Here is a 25,195-nt window from a genome sequence, read left to right on the forward strand (position 1 = left end):
CTGATACTACTTTGAACGAATTGGTCAAAATAGTTTCCGAGCGATATTGATGTGTTTTTGTTCATTTGATATAAATTTACTCAAATATACCAAAAATTGGTATTAAAGCAAACTTTTTCTCAAATTGCACACAACTGGTTATATGCAATCAAATATATTTCTTTTTGGGATTATTTTAAGGGATCACAGCACTTTTTTATTTTAGTTCTTGGTTTCTTTGTCTTTAAAGAAAATTACAAAATGTAAAAAAATAAGGTTGGGAACCTTTGCTGAATTTGTAAAAGTCTGGTTTTTGAAATCAGGCTTTTTTTTTGTTTAGCTCAGTTCTTTGTTGGCAAATGTTTTGTTATTTGTTTTCTGGTTTTCCATTTTTCCATTGACCTTTATAAATAGTTTCTCCATCTTTATAGACCTCTCCATATCCGTTCATTTCTCCCTTTTCAAAACTTCCTTTATAATACATAATACCATCATTGTATAATATTCCTTTTCCTTGATATTTTTCATTTTCCCAATAACCTGCATACTGCATACCATTACTATAGTCATAGATTCCATAACCATTTTTACAATTACCATAACACGGACTATCAAATAACATTTTCATAGAGTTACGAAATTTTATCCTTTCCATATCCGATTCTATTTCTAATAGTCGATCGGCTTGCATATTTGCAGTAAGGTTTTGCATTTTAGTAATAAATTCATCTTCTTTATGATACAGATTTAGGTCAAGTTGTGAAAGTTTAATATCCGAATAAAAACTAATTCTATTTGAAAGCCCAATTAGTGGTATTTTTTGTGAAGCAAGAGGTAAATCATAACTCCATCTTGAATAAGAGTTTAATTCTACATAAAAAATACCGTCAGGGAAATGAATGAATTTAATATGGTTTTCCTTATTAAAATTTATTTTATCCGTTTTTATAACTTTTAATTTATCTGTCCATCCTTCTTGATTTCTTACACTAATTAAAACCTCACCACTTTTATTGAAACCAATCCACGTAAAGCCACTTGGACTATTTCCTAAAAATATTTGTACTAAATGGGTGTTTTTTTGTGGATCATAATTTGATAAAGGAGTAAAAGTCATCTCAAATTCGTAGGGCGTATTTAAATCTCTCAAGTTTTCCATCCAAAGTTTCCCTCTACATTCATTTTCAGTTGATAAAGTGTTTGTTTTTTTATTAAAAAAAGCTCCGCAATCACTAGTTATTTCTTGGATATCATTTAAATTATAAAAATTTATTTTTCTTAACTCTTTGATTTTTTCTAAATAACTGTTTTTATTTATGATTTCTTTTTGAGCAAATAAGTTTGAACTAATTGTTATTGAAACAATTATTATTAATAGTTTTTTCATAATTTTAGGTGTTAATGTTTACCAACGTGTTCGTGTATGCTTAGTTGCGTGTTTAAGCAATAAAGTTAATAAATATTTACGGACAAAGAAAATTCGCGAGGATTTCGCAAGTAGGCTAGAAGTAAGCAATTAATTTTGTATGGTGTTATAAACTGGTTTTTAAATTTGTTATTTTGTCAGATATTCCTTTTGTGTTAATTCCTTTTAATTTGATTTCATCCTTGTCAAAAGTTTCAATATGATAAACACTTTCTTCGAAAAAATTAAAGTTAAGTATAAGGAAAAAATTCCTGTCTTTTTCTCCAATATACCAAAAGCCAGTAGATTCATTATTATTTAAATATTGAGTCTTTAAGATTCTTTCATTTTTAATTCCATATTCAAAGGAATTCTCATTACTAAAAGATTCAGAAAAGTTTAGTTTTAAATCACCATTAGCAGAATAAAATTCTCTATTAATTAAACTTTCAACAATTTGTCTTTTATTCAATAAAATTTTCTTGTTTAGGTAAATAGGAATAAAAACTTCAGTTAAATTATCTTCCTCGTAATATATTTCAAGCGAATCCTTTCCATAAAGTTTGAAACCAAAATTGTTTATTCCTCCTTTTTTTGAAATGGTTTTTTCTTTAAAATTTACTTCAAAATATTTTATTGAATCTTTGGTTAATAATAAATTCGTTCTTTCAAATTTATTAAAATCCATAATTGAATTCATTGAATAGTAAGTAAATCCATTTTTTTTGGTTAAAGCTTTATTTTTAATTTTAAGCCAAACTCCTTTTGGTTTATTCTCTTGGCAAGAAATAATTCCAATAAATAAAAATAATAGGATTAAGCTCTTCTTCATAAACTTGTTTACAACTGGTTATATGCAATCAAATATATTGCTTTTTGGAATTATTTTAAAGGGTAACAGCACTTTAGTATTTTTATTTTAGTTCTTGGTTTCTTTGTTTTAAAGAAAATTACAAAATGTAAAAAATAAGGTTGGGAACCTTTGCTGAATTTGTAAAAGTCTGGCTTTTGAAATCAGGCTTTTTGTTGTTTAGCTCAGTTCTTTGTTGGCCTTTCGTTATTTTTTAATTCAGATGTTTTTATTCATTATCGTTGTTCTCTTCATTTGGATATTCTAGCATCACTTTCCTTAAAATAAATTCACTTTCTTCACTAAAATCATCCTCAAGGAATTTATCAGCTACATCAACTAAATCATTTTGAGAAATTTGAATTTCTAAACACATTTTCTGAATTTCTCCATCATACGGTTGTTTTTTGCCAAGAAGAATTCGTGGTTTGTTATTAAGAATTAAACCTATGACACCTATAAGTGCATAGTCTTCTGTTTCGTACTCTTTTAACTCAATTATATCCGATTCAGATATTTTGGTTTTATTTAGATAAACCTGTTTCAGAAACGCAATTAAATCTGATTCATAATTATCTTGAAGAAATTTAGAAATCATCTGTGTTAGTTTTTTAATTCAGAGGCTGTTTTAGCATTGTAATCTTGTATAATCGTTAACCGAAGCATTTTAATCTCTTTAATGTTATACTTTTTTTCATTATCAGGTTTTGAAATGATTTCATTCAAGTAGTCCAAGAAAGTTTCCTCTTTTCCATTGTATATCTCCACTGAATTTACATCAATCGGATATTCATCCTTGTCACTAAGTAAAAAATGACACAAAACACTCTTATACATTCCTAAATCAACAATGCGTTTTAAAAAGTGTTGTGGGTTTCTTGTTTCATCTTCTGGACCTTCATAGCAAATTAATTTTTCAGAATGTTCATTCCAAAACTTGGTCAGTTTTTCTCTGTATTTTGGGTCTTCTCTTAAGACACCTATATTAACTAAAATTAAATCTTCAATATCTTTACCTGCAGTTTTAGCTGATACGGTTCTATATGCTATGGAAGCACTGCATATTTTCTTTGAAATATCTTCAATTGTCTCATCGCTTATTTTAGTTTCGTTCTGTTCTTGAGCACTAATTGTAACTAAAAAAACAAATACCAATGATAAATATTTAATTCTTCTCATAATTTATTTTTTAATTCATAGGTTTTTCTTTTTATGAAACTTGTATTCAATTTTGCCTAACGGGTTATATGCAATCAAATATATTGCTTTTTGGGATTATTTTTAGGGACCACAGCACTTTAGTATTTTTATTTTAGTTCTTGGATTCATTGTTCTTAAAGAAAATTACAAAATGTAAAAAAATAAGGTTGGGAACCTTTGCTGAATTTGTAAAAGTCTGGTTTTTGAAATCAGGCTTTTTTTGTTGTTGTTTACTACAGTACTTTGTTAGGTATTAGTTTTTTGCAAATTCAATTAACTGTTTGAAATTGCCATTGTCTGCTTCTCTTAGAGCTTTTATATATTGGTTTCTTGTTTCGTTAGCTTTAATTATATTTGATTGATGCCAAGAAAATATTTCGTTTCCAAATATTGATTCCATAATAATGTCAGCCATCATTCTAGAGTGTCTTCCATTTCCATTTGAAAAGCAATGAATGGATACTATGCGATGTTTAAATCTTATCGCTATTTCTTCAGGTGGAAAAGTTTTGTTTTCTATCCAATATTTAGTGTCGTCCAGTAAATTTTTTAATTCAATTCCAATTTGCGTCCACGGAATTCCAATGCTCTTTTCGGTCTTTCTAAAATTGCCTGCCCATCCCTTTTGTGGAACTAGGACCATTCCTGCATTTTTAAAATTTGCTAATTTTTGATCTAATTGTTCTATGAGTAATTTTTTCTTGTTTCTCATTTGTTAACATTTTATACATATAAGTATGTAATTTAATGTAAAAGTATAGATATTAAAAAACAAGTAAAAGAATACTTATATGTATGTTTTTTAGATTATAATCATACAAATATGTATTACTAAGTTTGTTTGAAAGTTTACTTGTATTATACTGATATAAGTTAACTTTTTTGATAAATCAATACCGTTTAAAAGATTTTTTTAGCCGTTTAGAATGTAAAAAATAAATTTGGGACCCTTTGCTAAATTTGTAAAAGTCTGGTTTTTGAAATCAGGCTTTTTTTATTGTTGTTTAGCTCAGTACTTTTGTTGTAAGTAGTTATTAGTCAAACCATCCATATGGATCTTCTCTTTTAGCTGTTATTTCTATTGTGTCAATTGTACCATCATTATCATAGTCATCAGAAGTAAGTACGGTAAAGTAAGTGTCGTCTATGGATATGACTTCATAAGTTAAAACTAAATTTTCTCCAAAAAAGAAAATCAACATATTCTCTTTGACTTTCCATTCAAGAGTTATTCCGTGACTAGCACAATTATCATCTGTATATACATTCTCATGATATTCATATGGATTCCCTTCTCTGTTATAAAAAGCAAAAACATCAATTCCACAATGCTCTCTGTGTTCGTAATCGAACACTTGTCCATTTACTTTTACAGTTTGATTAACCCATGCACCAATCATTTTATTAACGTCAAATTTTGGATTAATAATATTTCCTGTTTGGAGTACATCTTCATTTGAATTTGAACAGGAAAATAAAACTCCAACTATTAGAAATAAAATTAGTTTTTTCATTTTTATGATTTTTTATGTATTATACTGAAATAGATTGACCTTTTTGGATCTAATTTACACCTTTAAAATATTTGTATTCTAAATCGTTCGTTTAGGTAAATTTACATTATTTCTTTGATATGATTTGTATTTGATGTATGATTAAAATGTACTTCTGCTGGTTTTCTTATATCTAAGCTAAAATGGGTTCTTAGATTGTTATAATTAGATACTGTCTGTTTTTTGTATTGCTTGCTTCGTCTGTCGGGGACATTGTTGCGTATTAGTCCGACCATTTTTACGGAAGATATTCTAAAAACGAATCTTTTGGCCGTTGTGGGTGCTACGGTTAGTTTTATGGTTTCTTTGTTTTTAAAGAAAATTACAAAATGTAAAAAATAAATTTGGGAACCTTTGCTGAATTTGTAAAAGTCTGGTTTTTGAAGTCAGGCTTTTTTGCTGTTGTTTACTACAGTACTTTGTTGTGCCCAGTTATTTTAAACGGTAGATTGTTTTATTTTTTTCTCCTATTTTTTCAAATAAACCTAATTCAGCTCCTTTCTTTAAATCTCTACTTGCTGTTGCTGAAGAAATATCTTTAAAAATATCCATATAATCTTTCCTTGTAAATTCAGTTCTATTTAATGAAACAAAATATTCTAATCTGTCTTTTTCATTTAGCGTTCTATTATTAAAATCTAATAGTTCACTTATTGAAATGTCAATTACGTTTAGCATATATTCAATAAACTTAGTTGACTTTCCAGATTTATCACTTTCAGCTAAAGATTTGTAATATTTTTCTTGGTCTTTACTAATTAAAGTTTCAAAAGGCAAAAACTCAAAGATTGGATATTTTTCCATTAAAATTAAAGTTTGCCATAATCTTCCCATTCTTCCATTTCCATCTAAAAAAGGATGTATAAATTCCATTTCGTAATGGAAAACACAACTTTTAATTAATTCAATTTCATCAGACTTTTTCAAATATTCAAAAAGGTCTTTGATTAAGTGCGGAACATTTCCAAAAGGTGGTGCTAAATGCTCAACTTTTGAGCCTTTTACAATTCCGACACTTTGATTTCTGTATTTCCCAGGACTTTCAACAAGACCTTTCATTAAATTTTGATGCGCTTTTAAAAAGGACTTTTGGTTATTAGGATTGTATTCTTCCAAATTCTCATAGATTTCTATAGCATTTAAAACTTCAAGAACATCTTTTTTAGGGCCAATAACTCTTTTGTTTTCAAGAAGTGCTGTTATTTGTTCTTCTGTAAGAGTGTTTCCTTCTATTTTTAAAGAAGAATGAATAGTTTTGATTCTATTCTGTTTTCTCAATTTCGGTGAAGGTTTGTTTAATAAATTAGCATTTACTTCTCCTATTTTTTCTGAAATAGAAGTTATTAATTTTAAAATAGAAGATGTTATTTCGTAAGGTGGTTTCATTTTTGATACTATCATTTGATACTATCAAAGATACAATCATTTGATCTGAATTATCTTATGAAAGGAATTTTTTAATTGGAACTGGTTATATGCAATCAAATATATTGCTTTTTGGAATTATTTTAAGGGATCACAGCAATTTAGTATTTTTATTTTAGTTCTTGGTTTCTTTGTCTTTAAAGAAAATTACAAAGTGTAAAAAATAAATTTGGGAACCTTTGCTGAATTTGTAAAAGTCTGGTTTTTGAAATCAGGCTTTTTTTTGTTTTTTAGCTCAGTTCTTTGTTGGCATAAGTTATTTCTTCTATTTTCATACTTTCAATTCCGTCTTCTCCTCTAAAATAAATACTAATTTTAGTATCAATTTCTGGGTTGAATAATCGAATCTTCTTTTTTGTAGTTTCGGAATAGCGAAAAATATTATTTCTTTCATCATCTACTCTTTTTACATTATAATGTCCTCTATTTTTCTCGTTAACGATTGCTCGTGTTATATGAATATTCCTTGTTGTTTTGTGAAGTTCTTTTTCCGAAACTTTTAAAACATATTGCGAAAACTTTTCTCTTATAAAGTTAATTGCATATTCCTCATTTTCATTTAGTGTTTTAGAGAAATCTTTCAAAAGGTCGATTACAGGTTTTCCGTAATTCTTTTTTTCTAATTTTTCTTTCCGTTCCTCAACATAACTTTTGAAGTTCGTTTTTATAAATGAAAGAAATGATTTAATTAAATATGATGATTGATTATTAATTGGGTCAATTAAACCATCACGTTCATTGTTAAATATTTTAATTAGCTTATTGAAAACAGAATTTTCGTGATTGTCCCAATATAAATGATACTTTTTAGCATAATTTAATTTTTCAAATGAATTACGAGATGTATTAGATGGAACTGGTGTTAAGTATATAATATAAATTTCGGGTTTGAAATTACTTTCCAAATAATAGTTTTCTAAACCTTTAAGTTCATCTTCAAGTTGTGAATCATTTGTTATAATAGAAGAATCAGTTATTTTATTTTCTAAACATATTGAATAAATTATTTCAGTTGTTTTGTCGTCTATTATTTCTATTATTATATCAATATCTCTTCTTTTCTTTTTTCCTTTTTTTTCAAGATTTACAGTTAGTTCAGGAATTATATTTATTGAATAACCTGAATATTTTGATAAATCTGCAATTCTATTATTATACTTGATTTTCGATAAAAAATTTTTGTCAATTTCTGCTATATCACTCAAGAATTCTTGAAGCAATAAACTGGAAATTCCGTGATCTTCTATTGGGTCTAATAAATATGCTAAAAAAGAACTAACATTCGGTTCATTGATTGAACCATCATTAGAAGATAAAATTCGGAAAATGTTCATAGTTATTTCTAAAGTTGATTTTTCGTTCTAATTTATGCTAACGGTTTTGTATAAGATTAGTGTGGGAAGTAGACAATCGAAAAATTGTCAACCGAGCCACAAGCTTATACTTATTTTATGTTTTTATCTTGTCGACCTAAAAATACTTAAATAAGAATAAGTGACCTTGTAAATAAGCCAGAAACTTTGAGAAAACCATAAAAACCCACATTAATTTTATACGGCTTAAGTTTTCGTTTTTTCCGTCCTGCTGATAGCGTTGGCAAGGCATACTCTTTTGCAATTTTTGGCGAAGTGTTGGCTGTAGCGAATTGCGAATGTGTATGACTTTGAGCGTTGGCTTTTCATTCAATTCATATTCTTTTTAGTTCTTTTGTTTTGGGTCAGTTTATTTTCACAAGGTTAGTATTCTAAAATATATCTTCTTCCTTTTCTCTTTTTGTTAATGTTTGTTTTTTAGATTCGTCTTTCTTTAAATCTTCTTTATCTGTATCAGAACTTGCTGGTCTAGCTCTTGTTGATGCCCACTCCCTTAGTTTAGTTATGCTATCACTTTTGGTAAGTGCTAAAGGAACAATAGCTTTAGCTGATTCTATTAGATGTGATAATTTAATCGCTGGTTCTTCATTGTTTTCAATATATGCCTTAAACATTGCTTCTTTTACAGTTTCTTCAATTTCAGCACCACTAAAGTATTTGGTTTCTTCAATTATTAAATTGAAGTCAGTTATATTTAATTGATTATTTTTCTTGAGATGAATTTTAAATATATTTTTCCTTTCTTTTTTTGTTGGTAAGTCTATAAAAAAGATTTCATCAAAACGTCCTTTTCTTAAAAGTTCAGGTGGAAGATTACTTATTCTATTGGCAGTTGCAACTACAAAAACTGGTTTCGTTTTTTCTTGCATCCAAGTTAAAATGGTTGAAAATACTCTTGAATTTGTGCCTCCATCTTTTTCGCCTCCTCCAGTACTTAATCCTTTTTCGATTTCATCTATCCACAAAACACAAGGTGCAATTGCTTCTGCTGTCATTATAGCATTTCTTATGTTGTTTTCACTACTACCAACTTCTGATTGAAATACTTTACCTATGTCCAGCTTTAATAATGGTTGATTCCATTCTGTAGCAATTGCCTTTGCTGTTAAACTTTTTCCAGTTCCAGGAACACCTAAAAGCAACATTCCTTTGGGTTCTTTTAAACCAAATACTTTCGCTTTTCTTTCAAATGCTTTGCTTCTTTGTTTCAACCAAACTTTTAAACTGTCTAAACCACCAACACTTGAATCTAAATTTTCTGTTGTATGATAATAATCTAAAATACCACTTTTCTTTATTATCTGTTCTTTTTCACTTGCTATAATTCTAATTGCATCTTTACTATTTAGACCAACTTTTTCTTTTGCTAGGCGAAATGCTAAATCCGCTTCAACATCTGTTAATCCTGCACCTGCATCAAGAATTAGGTTTTTTAAATCCTCGTTTATAGTTTCTTCTCTAATTATTACATTCAGCCTTTTTTCTAAATCATTTTTATCAGGTAAAGGCATATTTAGAACTGTCACATATTTTTCTAATTCAATAGGTAGTTTGAAAAATGGGGATAGCAACAATAAGTGTTTGTTTAGTGCTTTAAAATATTGTGTTAGTTTTCTTAATTGAACCACAAATTTTTCATCTCGAAACTGTTTATGTGCATCTTCAATAATAAAAATCTCCTTTGATTCTTGGTTTTCATTATTGCCTTTTAATAAAAATTCAAGAAAAGAATCAGGATTTTTAGTTTCGCCATTATTAGGATGTTTCTCTACTTTATCTAATCTATTAGAATTTTCATCTTTATTATGGATTTGTAAACCATCTACAATATCCCAAGTGCTAAAAGTATATCCTTTTCTAAAAGCTGAGCTTCTAACTTTTTGAATTATACGTCCATATTCAGGTGACGCTAGATAGATTAATGGATAATTAGCGTCAAGCATATATTTTAAATCTTCAAATGATTTTTCCATTGTTTTAATTTTTTGCTATGATTTTATTTGAAGCACTACAGTAAGCCTTGTTTTTATATCTTACTGGTATTTCTTTTCTTTTTATTTCCATTCCTTCTCTTCTTGTATTTCCAAATGACTTTTCAATTCCTTCCATTGCTTTATCTGCTAATTCGTGAACATCATATGGAATATAGTTTGAATCAGAAATAATAGTACCATCTTTTAGAATTGAAAATTCTATTTCTGTTCGTTTTTCATCCTCATTTTCTAGTTTAGAATAACCAACCATAAAAAACTTCTCTTTCACTTCTTCATTTGGTTCAAAGTCGTAGTCTTTTTTTAGAGAAAACCCAACACTTTCAAATTCAGTAAGAATTGTTTTTTTGGCGTATTCGACATTCAATGCAAAAAATTCCCTCTGCAATTCTTTAATTAAATCTTTGCCATTCTTCAGGTAATAACTATTATAAGTTACTATTCCATTTTTAATTTTTATTGCATATTCTCCGTGAAGATTTGTATTTGGAATTTTAGTAACAATAACTTCATTATTACTTTTAATTTCATATTCCCAGTTAAATTTCTTAACTGCTTCAATAAAAACCTCTGTTTTAAATACTTGAGGGTTTTTCAGAAAAGTAGATGTTTCAAAACAAGACATATTATCGTTTTTTTCTATTGTTGGTTCTATTTCTTTTGCTAAGAGAAAGCAAAGATGTTAATTCGGTAATTGTTTTAGCAGGTATTTGTAACTTCTCAGCTTTAATCTGTAAACCTTTATCATTAGTTAAAAGAATTGCATTTCTTTTTTGATAATGTAAAGCAACAGATAAAATCATATTATCTGGTGATTTTCTATTTAGATCATCAGGTAAGTTATCAACTGTACTAGTGTCAATAATTACATTTCTCTTTTTTTGATGTTTGTGTATTTGTCTAATTGCTTCTTGAGCTTTTTCTTTTGTTTTGCTATTATTCTTCAAACCATCAAGTTCATCAATAACTTTTAAAGAAATAATAATATTTTGGAGTGGACCAATTATGTCAACTATTTTTGGTTCTTCCAATAGAATGTTTGTATCAATAATTATTGATTTCCTCTTTTTTATTAGTTCAAACTCTTTCTCTTTAAGTAAAAACTTCTTTTCAATTTCTAAAAATAAACTTGTTTCTTGTTCTTCAAATTTTTCTTTCTCTTTATTTATTTTTGATTTTAATGATTTAAATTTTCTTTCATCAGACAACTCTAAGTTTTTAAGTTCGGCTAATATTGAATTTAAAAAAATGTTTATTTTCTCTTTTCTTGCATTTTTTACTGATATTAATAAAGAATCTTTTGTTACTTTAATTTCGTCGAAAACATTTTTATATTGTTTAATATTGTAAAAAGGACGAATTTTAAAATCTATGTTTTCTATTTCTTCTATGGTAAATTTTGATAAACTGTTGCTCTTAATTCTTTTTTCAATATCATTATTAAATTGATAGTATAATACTTTTAAATACTCATCTGCAAAATCTCGCCTAAAGGTCACAATGTGTTTTTTAAGATCTACACTTAAGTACTTTTTAACGAATTGATATTTGATTGATTTACTACTTATTTTTAGAGGGAAACTGTCTTTTTTGTATATAGATGTTTTACTCGATTTTACAGTTATGACATTAAATTCATCGATTTTTCCAATTATTACATATGAATTTAAAGTTTCCGAAACTTCATTTTTAAACGCTTCTAAATCAGTTTTTAAATCATCATTAATTGGTAGATAAATAAAAAGGTATTTATCGTTATTATTTTTAATTACTTTAGATAAAGTTTCAATCAATAATTTTGATACCTCATTAAACATTAGCCAAACTTCATTTTCTGAATTTTTGATAATTGTATCTAATCTATCAAAAAACATATAAGGCTCGATAAATTTTAGTTGATTGATGTTATTAGCGATTTCTTCTGAAATATTTTTATCCTCAGCTATTACTCTTTCAATTTCTTTTTGAGATTTAATTAATTCTTCTCTGTATAAAAAATCATCAGAAATTGGATTCTGATAAAAACTATATTGTTGTAAAACTTGAAAAAATAAATTGTCTGCCTTTTCTTTATTTTTCCTTAAATATGTAGAAAAATAGTCATTGATGGTTTTTGAATATTCTTCGTAAACAAGAGTTCTGTATTTCCCAGAAGTTGTGTCAACTAAAAAAACAGCATATAACGTTGTTGATTTATGCTCTTTTTCGATTAGGACAGAATCCTTAAAAGAATTCATTTTTTCAACATTATAAATTTCAGGAATTTGATTTTCTGAAAATGATTTTAATAGTTGTTCATCTTCATAATTAATTCTAGAATTAATTGAATTTTCTTCAGTATTAACGCTTTTCAAAAACTCAAAATTGTCTTTTGCTTTTGAATGGTCATTATTTGTATTATCAAAATATAACTCAAATCTTTTATTTGTATGTACTCTGAATTTTTTACCTTTTTGAAAGTATTCTTTTCCAATATCAGTCAATTGACAATAAGAAAAAGAATTATCTCCAGTAGTTATCATTTCAAATTCTTCTAAACTTTGTAAAGCATCTTTTAATATTTCATATTCAGCGAAATCTTTATATTTTTTCTGAGAAGGATTGTCTGTTACATTAAATCCTAAAATTTCGCCTATTTCTTCAAAACTTAAAGAGTTTTCGATATTTAGTAAACCACAAATAGTCTTGTCAAACAATGTGAATTCAACTGCTTCTGTACAAGTTGCAGAATACTTTGCTTTTGTAAAAAACCAATCAAAAGGTTTATAGCCAAGATATATTTCTGTTAGTTTTTTATCTTGTTCTATGGCTTTAAATATGTTGTAGTCTATGTTATTCATTATTACCAAATTCTTTTTTTAAGTTTTTGTAGTCCACAACAATTCCTTCATCGTTTATGGTATCAATTACATTTTTATAAATTTGGTTTCCATTTTTATCTTTAAATCTGTAAAACATATTTTTATTACCAACAACTATTAATAATCGTTTGGCTCTTGATAGTGCTACATTCAATCGTTTTGGTGATTTAGCAAAACCAATGTCATAATTCTTCTTAATCTCTCCATTTTCAATCTTTTTATCACTCCTTACTGTTGAAACAATAATGATGTTTCTTTCCATTCCTTGAAATTTATCGACAGTATTTAAACGAACTGGTATGTTATATTTGTTTCTTGCTTTTAAGGCGATTTCTTTCAGTTTTGATACTTGATGTCCGTAAAAACTAATTACACCAATTTCTTTTTCTTCTTGAAATTTATTTGGGTCATTACTGCTTTCCCAATGTTTCATATACTCTTCAAATCCATTTGATTTTTTAAGAAGTTTTATGACTAACTCAACAGCTTCAATTTCATAATTATTTATTCTTGATGTACCACTTAATTCTTCTGGTTCATCAACATTAATCCAAATAGTATGAATATCTGGATTAATAAATTTATTAAGTAAAAATCCGTGATGTCTAGAAAATGGGTTATTTAGATTAGTGTCATTTGCATTTTCCTTTATAGGTTTTCCAGGTTCTAGACCACCTTCATCCAAGTAAAATTGTTTAATTACATTGTTAATTTTTGGATGCATTCTATATTGTTCATTAAATGTAGATTTAATGGTTGGTGACACTTTAGGATGCATTATTAATCTTTCAAACTGAGAAGTTTCTACAAAGTCCTTATTAATTTCAGATGCCAATTCTTTTGCTTCTGTTGTTTCAAGTGATTCTAATGTTTCTTTAAACGTTTTATCGTGAAGCATTGGTGGTAATTGTCTATGGTCGCCTATAATAATATTTTTGCGTCCAAAACACATTGGTAGTAATAATTCTGGTGGTGTCGCTTTACTTGCTTCATCTGTTATTACTGTATCAAATTCAATAGGCTTTAAAGAGGTTGTATTTCTGTTATTAATTATTGAACCATATCTAAAATAGGAATTAGCAAGTTTCTCCGCACTTTTAATATCTTTTCCGTTTTGAAGAAAAGCTCTAATTATTTTTTCTTTTGAAATCTCTCCACTTATTGATTTGATTATACTTTCGTTGGAAACAGATGTACGATACCATTTGTATTGTTGTCCTATATCAATATTATCAGTTTGATTTTCAATATTGAAAATTCGTTGATAATCTGCTCCGAAATTTGGACTTCCAGCGGAACTACTTGTGCTACCAACAACATTCGCATATTTAAAGTATTTGTCTTTAAATACCGTTTTCATTTCTTTGTCAGGTTGAGCCATTTCAAAAGCCCAATCTTTCATAATTTCACTATATTTCGGATTAGATTGTTGAGAATTGTTCGCAATTCTTCGCATCCATAATTGTACAGAATTATTGTAAAAATCTTCTTCAACTATTTCAACATCATCTTCCTCTAGAGCTTCATTTTCATAATTATCATCAGTTTCAAATTTTTCGTCAACCCATTTCATTATGCGCTCAAACGCATACTTTTTTCCTTCTTCCTCAAATTTACTAGCTCTCCCAAAACGTATTGGTTTTACTAGTGTATGATTTTTATTTAGTAATTTTTCTAATGCGTTATCTACAGCAAGGTTTGTTTCAGAAGTTAAAAGTATTTTTTGTTCTTGATTAACTCTTACCATTTGCCAAATCATTTCTGCTATTACTGTTGTTTTACCCGTTCCTGGTGGACCTTGAAGTAATGCTAAATCAGTACAGTTTAAAGCAGATAGAACAGCTTTTCTTTGAGAATCATTTAAGATTAGTAATTCGTGTCTTTCTAATTCATTCCATTCTTCCTCATCTTTAGAGAGGTTTTTATATATTTCTTCTGCTTTTGAGCTATCAAAAATGAAATCTTTGATTTTTTCGTTTACAGGTTTTAGGTCTAATCCTTCTTTTGGATTAGTAATTTTATTCATTGCTTCATTTAGCCAAGATATTTTTGCTTGGTCTCCTCTTAAATTTGGTATTACAACTTTAATTTTAGGTTCTTCTTCAATGAACTTGAAAAATTTATCTGTTTGACGTTTATCATCTGACCATTTGTAAGGTAAATTGAAAACGTAGTGGTTATAGTCGGAATTTCTACCATTTAGATTTCCAATTACTACCTGTCTGTTTTTGTATTCAAATTTATCACCTCTATCTATGTAGAATTCTGAACCAGCTATCTGTCTTGTTTTATCCAAAAATTCCTCTTTTTTAGATTTTTTAGCTATTATGTCAATTTTTACTTTGAATTTAAAATCGTCATTTAGTGGCGAGAGCATTATGTTAAACCTATTTAAAGATTTTATTTTCTCGTATTTTAATTTTAAATCTGAATAATCAATAAATTCAAAAGCGACAGTTTGTTGGGACTCACTAACATTTGTGTCAAAATCGAATGAATAAAACTCTCGTTTTATTTCAGTCCAAAAAGTGTTTTTAAATGTTGAGTTTTCAAACTTCATTGGTTCGTTAACTCTTGATTGGTCGAATTGTAAATATACTTTTGACTTAACTTTTTCTTTACCAAAAATTGAGATTAACTCTTGGTACATTTTTTTAAGACTATCAATTTCATTATGCTTTCGTGAAAAAACATTGTGTCTTAATCGTCTCAATAAGTGGTCGCTAATTTTTAAGTTCTTGTCTAATTTTATATTGCAATGCCAATCAATTTCGAATTCTGCTCCGTAACTCTTGAAGTAAAATTGCTCTAAAAACATTTTATCTATGACTTCTTGTTTTTGAGATAAATTATTTATATAAACACTAATTGTATCGCTATTGTTTGAAACTATAAAACGATTGTTAAACGTTTCACTAATTTTATTTGATATTGAAAAAGGCGTGATTTTAAGTACACAAGCAATTTGTTTGTTCCTTTCGAGTATAATTGTAAAATCTTTTTGGATAACTCTATCTAGGACATCACTAATATCCTTATATCTCAAAAACAGGCTTCCATCTGGATTTATTCTTTCGTTTAGCTTGAAAGGTTCTTCTGAAATAATCTTTTCAATATTCTTATATTCTAAATTTTCTTCTTGTTTTAACTTAACTCGAAATTGATAGAGTGATTCGTGAATATTTATCGGTTGGTCGTATTTGACTATTTCTAATGGTTGTGAATTTTTATTTAGAATGAGTTGTTGTGCTTCAATCCATTTATCCCAAATTTCTTGCTGATTTTCAATTTCTGATTTTGGCGAAATTTCAAGTTTGCATATTTTGTTATATAAATCTTCTAATTCTCTTTGTGAACGATAGGGCTTTTTGAAATCAATTAATTTTACTGTGCAATTTTCAGTAACAGTATATTCATCTGAATTGAGTTGTTGAATTTCAGATATTACATTTTTTGATTTTTGATTTATTATTGTTTTATAGTCGAAAGTTTGCTCTTGCCATTTTAAAACTAATTCTATTTGCTTGTTTTCAATTTGAAAAGTTACTTTATGCTCGTCCTCATTTTTCTTTTGAAAGAAGCATTCTATTGATTTGTTTTCAATCCATCTTTTTAACTCTTCAAAGCTTGGATTTTTTTGTTTATCAAGTATACTTACTGCTTTGTTATCAAATCTGATTATTAATTCTATAGGTTCTTCATCGAAAATATCTTCATTATTATGGTTTGGCATTTATTCTTTTTTTATTAGTCCTTTCAAGCGTTTGCTATATGCAGCTCTTTTGTTTTTTTATCGTTGGCTTTTCGCGTTGGCAAAAAAAATAAATGTGCTGTTTGTGTGTTGGCTTTTTTAGTTCAAATGTTCAATTTTAGCTCGATTTTCGCATTACACACAACTGGTTATATGCAATCAAATATATTGCTTTTTGGGATTATTTTAAGGGATCACAGCACTTTAGTATTTTTATTTTAGTTCTTGGTTTCTTTGTTTTTAAAGAAAATTACAAAGTGTAAAAAATAAATTTGGGAACTTTTGCTGAATTTATAAAAGTCTGGTTTTTGAAATCAGGCTTTTTTTGTTGTTTTTTTAGCTCAGTTCTTTGTTGGCAAATCATTATTTTTTCACCTTAATTACTTTTTAAAAAATTTACCAATCATCTTTTGAACCTGTGATTTTTATTGAATTTTTAAGTGAATTCATTGTGTTTTTTATATTTTCCAAAATAGTATTATTCATTTCGTTCAAAAAAGGTTTTGATAAAGAGTTGAATTTTTCTCTTTTCTTTTTATTAATCATTCCCTTTTTTAAAATAGCATCATTAATAAGGTTAAATTTTTCTAATTCAACTTCATTAATTCCATTTAAGCTAATACAGTCAAAAACAATTTTATTCCAACCATAATCCTTGTTGTTAACTTTCAATAATGCATATATGATTCTAAATTTATTATCTTTAATATTAATTTCAATTAAATGATTAAATCTATTTACTTTAACTAAGTGTTCTTGAATACTTTTGAAAACTCCTTTAGTCGTTATTTTATTTGTATAATTTACTTTGTTTATTCCTTTAATTATGATCGTCCCAGATTCTTTATCATTCATCTGAATAACATCTTTAGATGAAGTATAATTAATTGAAATCCATTTATTAATATTAGAATATAATTCAGATTTATTTTTATTCTTAATTTCAAATATTCCAATAACTTTTTTTTCTTTTATTTCAAATTCTTGGGAATATGAAGAAAAAAATGTCGTTAATAATAAACTTAAAAATAAAATAATATTGTGTTTTTTCATAATTTTTTTTTTCAAATGTTTGCCAACTGGTTATATACAATCCAATACATTTTCTTGGGGGATTATTATTTGGAATCACAGCACTTTAGTATTTTTATTTTAGTTCTTGGATTCTTTGTTGTAACCCAAAAAACGCCATGTACCATAACTATCCCTTGGTTTATTTTATATCATCAACCAGATAAAGTTATTTTGTGTTTATTATGTTGTTTGAAATTGCAATTTTTTCAGGCACTAAACTATACTAAATAAAGTTATTTTGCAATTTTTTCACACAAAATAGATGAAATCAATAATAAAACATACTATATTTTATTAAATCATAATATATTCTTATTAAAATGGATGATTTTGATTGTGAGTCCTTTTTGTTTTGCGAGGTGGGTGCTACGGTTAGTTTTATGGTTTCTTTGTTTTTAAAGAAAATTACAAAGTGTAAAAAATAAATTTGGGAACCTTTGCTGAATTTGTAAAAGCCTGGTTTTTGAAATCAGGCTTTTTTTTGTTGTTGTTTACTACAGTACTTTGTTGTAAAAAGTAACTTTGAATTCGTTAATTTAAATTATTCCTTTTTCATTATAATTGGACGTAATTTCTTTTTTAAATCTTCAAATTCTTTTTTAGACATCATATCTATTTCCATAAGTTCTTTAGCTTCTTTAAGTTTTGAAATAGCTTCATCTCTTGTCATTTTCCTGTTTTTGAGTAAGATTTCACCAGATTCGATAGCTAATTCGGTATCCATAACACTTAAGTATTTGTTAATTCCAAATGCTCTCCCATTCATCTCTCCAAGAACCATAACTAGATATAATGGTTTCTTTTTGCTTCCTCTATGATAAGCTTTTATTTCCTTAACTATAGCTTTTGAGTTTTTCAAACTATTGTTAGCCATTGATTGTGCATCTCCATTTAAAGAAGCCATAATACTTCCGAAACCAGCTGGTCTTCCCATTTTTATGAATTCATAAGTTTTTTTTGTGGTACTTCTAGATTTTGATATACCACCTCGAGCTTTATTTCCATAGCTTCCTGAATAAGTTTTTGAGCTAAATTCTTGTGAAGTTGGGTTTCCTAAAATAACAGTATCTCCAATTTGAATAACATTTTTATTAATTGTTTTATATTTTTGAATTAATGTCCTGTTTTTTACACTTTTAAAAAAGTTTATGTCTTGAGTATTTTCATAAGTTAAAGAATCTAATTCCCTTTGTGCATTCGTATTCGTAATTGAGAATAAAGTTAATGCAATCAATGTAATAATTTTTTTCATAGTTTTAATTTTCATTTAATTTAGCTTCTATTGTTTACAACTTGTTATATGCAATCCCGTATATTGCTTTTTGGGATTATTTTAAGGGATCACAGCACTTTAGTCTTTTTATTTTAGTTCTTGGATTCATTGTTTTTAAAGAAAATTACAAAGTGTAAAAAATAAATTTAGGAACCTTTGCTGAATTTGTAAAAGCCTGGTTTTTGAAATCAGGCTTTTTTTGCTGTTTAGCTCAGTTCTTTGTTGTGGTGCGTTTTATTTTTTCCTTTCCTTTAGTTTAAGTGAAACTCCACTAATTAGAAATGTCACGCAAGCAATGAGAAGAAAAGCTTTGAACCATGTTGAACTTCCATAAATTTCAGTGAATTCTATAATCAAATATATTGTTAAGAAAAGTATAGAAAGGAACAGGTAGTTATTCGATTTTTTCATATGCATTTTTTTGTAATAATTAAAGGCTTTAAATTCTGACTTTTCTTGTCATAATAATACCCTCAAATAGTGTCTAACTTTTTGGGAGCAGTTCAGTTAATTTAGAGGATTTTCGTAAGTTGGCTTTTACCAGCAATTTTTTTTACACGGTGTTGCCCAGAGTAATTTTTTAATTATTTCTTTTCCAAATTTCACTCTTGTTATTATTAAAATTCCCATTTTGATTTTTTTCATAAAGTTCAAAAGTATTATTATTAATAAATAATATTTTCACTTCTCTTAATTCGTCTTTATAGTTTTTGATTTCTAAAATATCTCCTTTTAAATTGTATTCAAGGTTTCCACCTTTTTCATATGGTCCGCATTCTCCATTTGTATTTATCCTGAAATTATTAAAATTATAAGTATTCATACTAAAAGTAATGTCACTTTTTTTTTCACATTCCACAATATCTTTATTTGCGCCAGAATCGAAAAATTTAGCCTCAAGAGTCCATTTTCCTAAAATTAAATTTGTAGAATTTTCTAAATCATCATTACTTGAGCATCCAAACATTATAAATGCTAATAATAAAAAGGTCAATGTTTTTTTCATAATTTTCATATTTTTTTGTTTAATTTTTGTTTTCAAATTCCTGATTTTTCGTCTTATTGTGGGCAACGGTTAGTATATGAAAAGTAGGCGATTACGAAGCACAGAACTTTCGGTTACGCACAAAGTTTGATACGAGCTAAAACCCTTGAATTTATTACTATTTCGCCTATTTTTTATATACATTGTTATGCCCTTTTTTCATTTTCACGTTCTGGTTGTAGCGTTGGCAAAGACATACTCTTTTGCAATTTTTGGCTTGTGAGTCGGCTGGTGCGAATTGCAAATGTGTATGGCTTTAAGCGTTGGCAAATAAATCATTTTCTGTTTTTCGGCCAATTATATACTTCTTTCCTTTTGCTTCAATGCTAATTCTATCGGAAAACTTCTCTTTTATTATTTGAACTACATCATCTTTTTTAGAAATAGTCTTTTCAACTGATAATGGTGATAATATTTTCTTTAATTCATTAAGCCTATCAGTTTTGATTTCAAAAGAGCCTTTTTCCTCATCTAGTATTCTTAACAGCATATCTAATATCTGTTTTTGTACTCCTGAATAGTCAGATGTAGAAGTCTTGACTTGTTCTTTTAAAACTTGCTCTTTTCCAGTTACTACTTTTTCGATGATTTCATTTTTATCTTTTACCTCGCTTAATTTAGATTGTTCTGTATTCTCAAATTTAGAAGATTTTATTTCTGGTTTAATCGTTGTTGAAGGAACAGATTCAATGACTGGTTCTATCTTATCATGTTTTTTGCTAACATTAGTATCTTCTTGTGGAAGCTTCACTTTTTTCTTAAATATTTTCAAGTCAACCAAATCGTATAAGTCATCATAGAATTTTTTATATCCGAAAAATGAACCAGTTAAATAAATTGCAAGATTTAATTCGTTGATGAATTGCTTATCCTTTCTTATTTCGCCAATTAACCTGCCTGTTGCTGAATCCTTAATTGTGTCACGTTCAGCTAGGTCATTCTTAAATTTTAAAAATATTGCGGAAGCGAGGTATTGCCTTAAACCGTTAGATGTTAATTGCTCGGTAAATTTCGTTACATCATTGGAATCAGATATAATTTGGGCAATTTGAACAAATGATTTTTCAGATAATGCTTGTTTGTTATTCTCTAGAAATGAATGGAAACTACTACCTTTGAACGAAGTCTTACCTTTTGAATGAGCGAATATTTCTCCAATGTCATAATAATATCCTAAATCTGAATTAGGGAAAAATTCATAACGGTCGTATGCTAATAAGTGAATAAAAAAATCATCTTTAAACTCACTAGATTTAATTGCATTAATTCTTTTATGGTATGATGATTCAATTAATTCATTTGTAAGTAATGGTTCATACTCACTTTTGACTTGGCATAGAATCCAGAAAGCCTTAGAACCTCTATATCTTTCTTGAATATCGATTTGCTCTTCTATTTTATGAACAATATTTTCAAATCGAGCATCTTTAAAATCCAGTTTATCATCAAACTTCATTTCAAATGAATTCTTGGCAGCCTTAGTTAGAGGAATGACTTCTTCTACATATTCTATTTCTAACCATGTGTTGTCCTTCAAAACATTTTCAAAACTTATTATTAAATATTCTTCATCACCAACAAAATAGGGTAGGGATAGAAATCCTTCGTAAATTTTTGAGTTGATTTCTTCGGAACTTAGATTTACTGTACTTATTATCTTATTAGAAATCAAAGGGATTGTACCGAAACGATAAAGTGAGGTAAATTCTTGTTTTGTTAAAATATATAAATTCTCCATTTCAAATTATTTAGAAATCAAAATCAATATTTGTGTCTGCAGGTTGATTTGAAGCTTTTAGGTCAATTCTCTGACAAGTTGATTCAAATTTTGAAACCAATCTGTGCAGATAACCTGAGTAAGTAATAAATAGATTCATTTTACTACGAGTAATCGCAACCATAAATAAAGTTTCTTCATCTCTTCTGGAAATGCTTGTATCATCAGAAAGAAATGGAAGAAAAACATTGTCAAAATCCATTCCTTTAGCACTATGGTAAGTCATTAAAATGGTGTTTCTATTTCGTTCTGCATTTTGAAATGAACCATATCCATTTCCAACGTATTCTATTTTCAAACCTTGATTACGAAAGTGGCTGTTCAATGAATTGTAGTCTGGTTTGCCCCAATTGTTTTCTTGTAAAGTCCAAGTAGCCTTACCATTCTGTCTTAAAAGACGATTCGCAAAGTCTATTATGTAATCATGTTTAGGAAGTAATACTGCTGCAGAATACCCTTCTGAAGTTGCATTCGATGATTGTTCCCAAACATATTTTACTTCTTCGTTTTCATCATAACCTTTACCCAACCTAACGCTAACATCTTTTTTAGTCATATCTCTACGTGAGCCAAATATGTCCATGTTTGGCAAAAGGTTGGAAACTGCGTTCATTATTGACCTTGTAAGTCTATAAATTCTCGTAAGAACAAAAGGTCTAGCATTGATTATATTTCCAATTTCTGTAGTTGTAACTGTGTTTTCGTAAATTGACTGATTAGAATCACCCGCAACATATACATGTTGGCTTCTTTGCTTCATTTGACTAAGCACATCAGCAGGTAAATCTTGAACTTCATCACAAAATATATAGTCATAATTTCCATACCCATTTTTGAATTGATGATAGGTCATAACTGGTATAGGCGGCATTCCAAGTTCTGCCATTCCCGTTTTGAACATATCAATTAGTGAGTAAGTGTAAACAACCACACATACGTTTGCATTAGGATTATTTACCATTTTCTTTCTCAAAGCATGAATTAACATAACGGATTTACCACTTCCAGCAAATCCTTGAATCCAAACGTTTCCTCTTTTATTAATCTCTTTATCGACAAAATCTTTCTGGTCATCATCAAGTCTGTCGTATCGAATCATCCAAGCCATAGTTGTTATTGTTTTTGAAGACCTTCTTCTTGTTTGAATTGGGTCAAATTATCAGAGTTATACATTTTATCTAAATTTTCTTTTGGTTCGCATTCTTCAATATGTTCGGCATAATCTTTTTTACCTAGTGCTCTGGCGCAAGATGAGAACCAACTATAATCCCATTTTTTCATTTTATTACTTTCAAACTTTTGTTTCCATCTTTCAAATGCCTCTTTTAAAAGTTTTTCGCCCTCTTTCTTTTTGCCAGCTTTTATATATTCCTGACCTAAACTATATGCAGATGGATTATGTAATGGATTAGTTTCTTGTGCTTTTTCTAGATATTCTTGATATCTTTTCTTGTCTGTATGTTTGTATTGCATAGCTATGTTAAAAGCTGTTGTCGAAGATGGTTCTTTGGACATTGCTCTTTCATAAAACATAATGGCTTTATCTTTCTTTCCTGCATTACTGTAATGCAACCCTATATTGTTAAGATTTCCTTTTCCAGGAAACATTTCTTCTATTTGTTCTAATGTTTCAGCAGCTTTAAAATCCATTCCAATTTTTTCGTATGCTTTGTGCAAGCTTTGTAATGCAGATAAAGATGGTTCACCACCGTTTCGCTCACATTCTAGATTAAAATCTCTTTCAGCTTTATATTTAATTCTTTCCTCCGTAGTCATTTCTTTATTGGCAAAAGGGCTTAGAGGTTCTACCATTATTTTTTTATTCCCAGCTGATGCTCTAATTAAAAGCATTTTATCTGCATTGATTTCAATTTCTAATTTTACGGATGTTGATTTTGGAAAACCACCTGACTCTGGATTGAATAACTTAATGTTGTACAGTAGTTTGTTTTTGCTGCCTACACAAATAGGTAGCTCAATTACTTCTTGTCCTTCTTTTTGCGGTGAAAGATTTTCAATTATTTTAATATCTGATGGAATAACTGTACCAGCTTCTACTATTGAATCTACTATTTCTCTATATCCGTCTTTGGTAATAAGCATAATAGGTTCACTTGTAATAGGTTGAATTACATTTTTTCCAAAACCATTATAGATTAAAGAATGGATTGCTGCACCTGAAGAAACGTGAGCTTGTAAATCATTTGGTAATAAAATATCAGACTCGGGAAAATAATTACTTACAGCTTTTTGAATAAATGGATTCTTCGAGCTACCACCGATAAATAGGACGTAATCAATATCTGTACTAGAAAGATTAGCTTTTTTTAAGGCTGTTTTTATTGGCGTAAAAACACTTACAAATTCAACTTCCTTCTCAATTCTCTTGGTTGGCAGATTACTATTTTCTTTTGTAAATACGGAATTTATTCTAGCAAACTCTTTATAACTCAATTTGGGTTCTTCAATGGATAGGATTCCTTTTCTTGTTTCAATTTCAATTTCTTTACCTAAAGAGGTATAGTCATTTGTTAAAGCCAATTCGGATAGGACCTTTGTTGTGGTTTGCAATGAGATATTATCGCTTAGTTTTATTTTTAGTCGCTCTGCTGCTGCAAGTAATTTTGGAATGATTAATTCATTTAATTCTCTAGTTCTGAAATCTTCAGAACTAAGCCCTGTTCCTTCTAATAATTGAGGTAATAATACATCTACAGCAATTAACTTGTCTATGTCGTTTCCTCCAAGTTTTTCAAACCGTGAGATTGCAATATTTTTGGAATATATTCCATTATTGTCTTTCCCTAATTCAAGTATTGAAATGTCGCATGTTCCAGCTCCAAAGTCGAATACAAGTACATTTGGAAAATAGTCTTGTGGAATTTGAAGATGTTTTCCTTCTACCGAAGATTTGGATACATAACTTAAAAATGCAGCATTTGGCTCATCAATAAGTGATTGTTTGTTTATCATGAAACCATTGCTTTCCAAACTGTCGACTAAGTCTCTTCGTTGATTAGCCTCAAAAGAAGCAGGAATGCTAACAGCATACTGAATATTTGAAGGTAAAGAGTGAGTGTTTACATAACGCTCAATTTGAACTTTTAGATATTTGAAAAATATTTTTGAAGCGTCTGTTGGATTTAGAATTGTTAGTTTATTGTGATTTTTACCAAGTTCACTATTCGGATATTTACAACCTACATCTTCTCCGAGTTCCATTTTAAATGAATGCCAAAGATTTTTCCCTTGTCTTAATTTGAATTTTAGTTGAGCTGCACCTTCGCCAACTATAAGGTTGTTATTGTACCAAGCAATGACGGAAGGAACTTTATAAGATGAAAAAATTGCACCATCTGATAGTTTTTGATTCAATTCAATAGGTTTTACAATCAGAGGTTCTTTATCTTTTCCCAAAACTGCGATACTCACAACGGTCGTAGATGTGCCAAAATCTATTCCGACAAAAGTTGTGTTTTGAATTGTTGCATTTTTTTCTGATAGTTTTCCAGTAGTTAAAACTGGAAGCAAATTATTAATTGTTAATTCTGTACTCATATTTATTAAGTTCTATCGAGCGTTGGCAAAAAACAGCTCTTTTGGTTTTTTCTGCGTTGGCTTTCGTGTCCGCAAAAACC

Annotated in this window: 18 protein-coding genes; all 18 read right to left on the minus strand. The window is 28.3% G+C overall.

Going from position 1 to position 25,195, the window contains the following annotated elements; translation table 11 throughout:
• Nucleotides 1–346 precede the first annotated feature (346 nt).
• Complete coding sequence (locus MC378_RS13945) at nucleotides 347–1,366, minus strand: MORN repeat-containing protein (protein ID WP_242179386.1); 1,020 nt, start codon at nucleotides 1,364–1,366, stop codon at nucleotides 347–349.
• Between the two features lie 145 nt (nucleotides 1,367–1,511).
• Entirely contained in the window at nucleotides 1,512–2,216 is a 705-nt protein-coding gene (locus MC378_RS13950; protein WP_242179387.1) for a hypothetical protein, read from the minus strand.
• A 247-nt stretch (nucleotides 2,217–2,463) separates the two neighbouring features.
• Nucleotides 2,464–2,832 (minus strand): hypothetical protein, encoded by a 369-nt coding sequence (locus MC378_RS13955; protein WP_242179388.1) that lies wholly within the window; start codon nucleotides 2,830–2,832, stop codon nucleotides 2,464–2,466.
• 5 nt (nucleotides 2,833–2,837) lie between these two features.
• Nucleotides 2,838–3,413 carry a hypothetical protein gene (locus MC378_RS13960; protein WP_242179389.1) on the minus strand — a complete coding sequence of 192 codons (576 nt, stop codon included), beginning with the start codon at nucleotides 3,411–3,413 and terminating at the stop codon, nucleotides 2,838–2,840.
• A 274-nt stretch (nucleotides 3,414–3,687) separates the two neighbouring features.
• On the minus strand, nucleotides 3,688–4,146 hold the full coding sequence (locus MC378_RS13965; protein WP_242179390.1) for a mobile mystery protein B: 459 nt from the start codon (nucleotides 4,144–4,146) through the stop codon (nucleotides 3,688–3,690).
• Nucleotides 4,147–4,468: 322 nt separating this feature from the next.
• A complete protein-coding gene (locus tag MC378_RS13970; RefSeq protein ID WP_242179391.1) occupies nucleotides 4,469–4,948 on the minus strand; it encodes a lipocalin family protein in 480 nt (159 codons plus the stop codon).
• Between the two features lie 471 nt (nucleotides 4,949–5,419).
• Nucleotides 5,420–6,373 carry a Fic family protein gene (locus MC378_RS13975; RefSeq protein WP_242179392.1) on the minus strand — a complete coding sequence of 318 codons (954 nt, stop codon included), beginning with the start codon at nucleotides 6,371–6,373 and terminating at the stop codon, nucleotides 5,420–5,422.
• Nucleotides 6,374–6,642: 269 nt separating this feature from the next.
• Nucleotides 6,643–7,746 (minus strand): PD-(D/E)XK nuclease family protein, encoded by a 1,104-nt coding sequence (locus MC378_RS13980; RefSeq protein ID WP_242179393.1) that lies wholly within the window; start codon nucleotides 7,744–7,746, stop codon nucleotides 6,643–6,645.
• A gap of 410 nt (nucleotides 7,747–8,156) precedes the next feature.
• Nucleotides 8,157–9,758, minus strand: coding sequence for an AAA family ATPase (locus tag MC378_RS13985; RefSeq protein WP_242179394.1), 1,602 nt, complete (start codon nucleotides 9,756–9,758; stop codon nucleotides 8,157–8,159).
• 4 nt (nucleotides 9,759–9,762) lie between these two features.
• A complete protein-coding gene (locus tag MC378_RS13990) occupies nucleotides 9,763–10,401 on the minus strand; it encodes a hypothetical protein (RefSeq protein ID WP_242179395.1) in 639 nt (212 codons plus the stop codon).
• 1 nt (nucleotide 10,402) lies between these two features.
• The gene (locus tag MC378_RS13995) at nucleotides 10,403–12,616 is read right to left on the minus strand and encodes a PIN domain-containing protein (protein WP_242179396.1); all 2,214 of its coding nucleotides are present in this window, start codon (nucleotides 12,614–12,616) and stop codon (nucleotides 10,403–10,405) included.
• On the minus strand, nucleotides 12,609–16,370 hold the full coding sequence (locus tag MC378_RS14000; protein ID WP_242179397.1) for an AAA domain-containing protein: 3,762 nt from the start codon (nucleotides 16,368–16,370) through the stop codon (nucleotides 12,609–12,611). Before MC378_RS14000 ends, MC378_RS13995 begins: the two co-directional genes overlap by 8 nt.
• A 414-nt stretch (nucleotides 16,371–16,784) precedes the next feature.
• Nucleotides 16,785–17,441, minus strand: a complete 657-nt coding sequence (locus MC378_RS14005; RefSeq protein WP_242179398.1) for a DUF4468 domain-containing protein — start codon at nucleotides 17,439–17,441, stop codon at nucleotides 16,785–16,787.
• 562 nt (nucleotides 17,442–18,003) lie between these two features.
• Nucleotides 18,004–18,714, minus strand: a complete 711-nt coding sequence (locus MC378_RS14010; protein ID WP_242179399.1) for a hypothetical protein — start codon at nucleotides 18,712–18,714, stop codon at nucleotides 18,004–18,006.
• Nucleotides 18,715–19,315: 601 nt separating this feature from the next.
• Entirely contained in the window at nucleotides 19,316–19,741 is a 426-nt protein-coding gene (locus MC378_RS14015; RefSeq protein ID WP_242179400.1) for a lipocalin-like domain-containing protein, read from the minus strand.
• 295 nt (nucleotides 19,742–20,036) lie between these two features.
• The gene (locus MC378_RS14020) at nucleotides 20,037–21,518 is read right to left on the minus strand and encodes a hypothetical protein (protein WP_242179401.1); all 1,482 of its coding nucleotides are present in this window, start codon (nucleotides 21,516–21,518) and stop codon (nucleotides 20,037–20,039) included.
• 10 nt (nucleotides 21,519–21,528) lie between these two features.
• Complete coding sequence (locus MC378_RS14025) at nucleotides 21,529–22,656, minus strand: 3'-5' exonuclease (protein ID WP_242179402.1); 1,128 nt, start codon at nucleotides 22,654–22,656, stop codon at nucleotides 21,529–21,531.
• Between the two features lie 14 nt (nucleotides 22,657–22,670).
• The gene (locus MC378_RS14030) at nucleotides 22,671–25,115 is read right to left on the minus strand and encodes an Hsp70 family protein (protein WP_242179403.1); all 2,445 of its coding nucleotides are present in this window, start codon (nucleotides 25,113–25,115) and stop codon (nucleotides 22,671–22,673) included.
• Nucleotides 25,116–25,195 lie beyond the last annotated feature (80 nt).

This window comes from Polaribacter marinus, assembly GCF_022662535.1.
Taxonomy (GTDB): Bacteria; Bacteroidota; Bacteroidia; order Flavobacteriales; family Flavobacteriaceae; genus Polaribacter; species Polaribacter marinus.

Bases quoted from the DNA above. Each gene is read 5' to 3' on its own strand.
- MC378_RS13945 (WP_242179386.1), bottom strand. From the start codon at position 1,366: ATGAAAAAACTATTAATAATAATTGTTTCAATAACAATTAGTTCAAAC.
- MC378_RS13950 (WP_242179387.1), bottom strand. From the start codon at position 2,216: ATGAAGAAGAGCTTAATCCTATTATTTTTATTTATTGGAATTATTTCT.
- MC378_RS13955 (WP_242179388.1), bottom strand. From the start codon at position 2,832: ATGATTTCTAAATTTCTTCAAGATAATTATGAATCAGATTTAATTGCG.
- MC378_RS13960 (WP_242179389.1), bottom strand. From the start codon at position 3,413: ATGAGAAGAATTAAATATTTATCATTGGTATTTGTTTTTTTAGTTACA.
- MC378_RS13965 (WP_242179390.1), bottom strand. From the start codon at position 4,146: ATGAGAAACAAGAAAAAATTACTCATAGAACAATTAGATCAAAAATTA.
- MC378_RS13970 (WP_242179391.1), bottom strand. From the start codon at position 4,948: ATGAAAAAACTAATTTTATTTCTAATAGTTGGAGTTTTATTTTCCTGT.
- MC378_RS13975 (WP_242179392.1), bottom strand. From the start codon at position 6,373: ATGAAACCACCTTACGAAATAACATCTTCTATTTTAAAATTAATAACT.
- MC378_RS13980 (WP_242179393.1), bottom strand. From the start codon at position 7,746: ATGAACATTTTCCGAATTTTATCTTCTAATGATGGTTCAATCAATGAA.
- MC378_RS13985 (WP_242179394.1), bottom strand. From the start codon at position 9,758: ATGGAAAAATCATTTGAAGATTTAAAATATATGCTTGACGCTAATTAT.
- MC378_RS13990 (WP_242179395.1), bottom strand. From the start codon at position 10,401: ATGTCTTGTTTTGAAACATCTACTTTTCTGAAAAACCCTCAAGTATTT.
- MC378_RS13995 (WP_242179396.1), bottom strand. From the start codon at position 12,616: ATGAATAACATAGACTACAACATATTTAAAGCCATAGAACAAGATAAA.
- MC378_RS14000 (WP_242179397.1), bottom strand. From the start codon at position 16,370: ATGCCAAACCATAATAATGAAGATATTTTCGATGAAGAACCTATAGAA.
- MC378_RS14005 (WP_242179398.1), bottom strand. From the start codon at position 17,441: ATGAAAAAACACAATATTATTTTATTTTTAAGTTTATTATTAACGACA.
- MC378_RS14010 (WP_242179399.1), bottom strand. From the start codon at position 18,714: ATGAAAAAAATTATTACATTGATTGCATTAACTTTATTCTCAATTACG.
- MC378_RS14015 (WP_242179400.1), bottom strand. From the start codon at position 19,741: ATGAAAAAAACATTGACCTTTTTATTATTAGCATTTATAATGTTTGGA.
- MC378_RS14020 (WP_242179401.1), bottom strand. From the start codon at position 21,518: ATGGAGAATTTATATATTTTAACAAAACAAGAATTTACCTCACTTTAT.
- MC378_RS14025 (WP_242179402.1), bottom strand. From the start codon at position 22,656: ATGATTCGATACGACAGACTTGATGATGACCAGAAAGATTTTGTCGAT.
- MC378_RS14030 (WP_242179403.1), bottom strand. From the start codon at position 25,115: ATGAGTACAGAATTAACAATTAATAATTTGCTTCCAGTTTTAACTACT.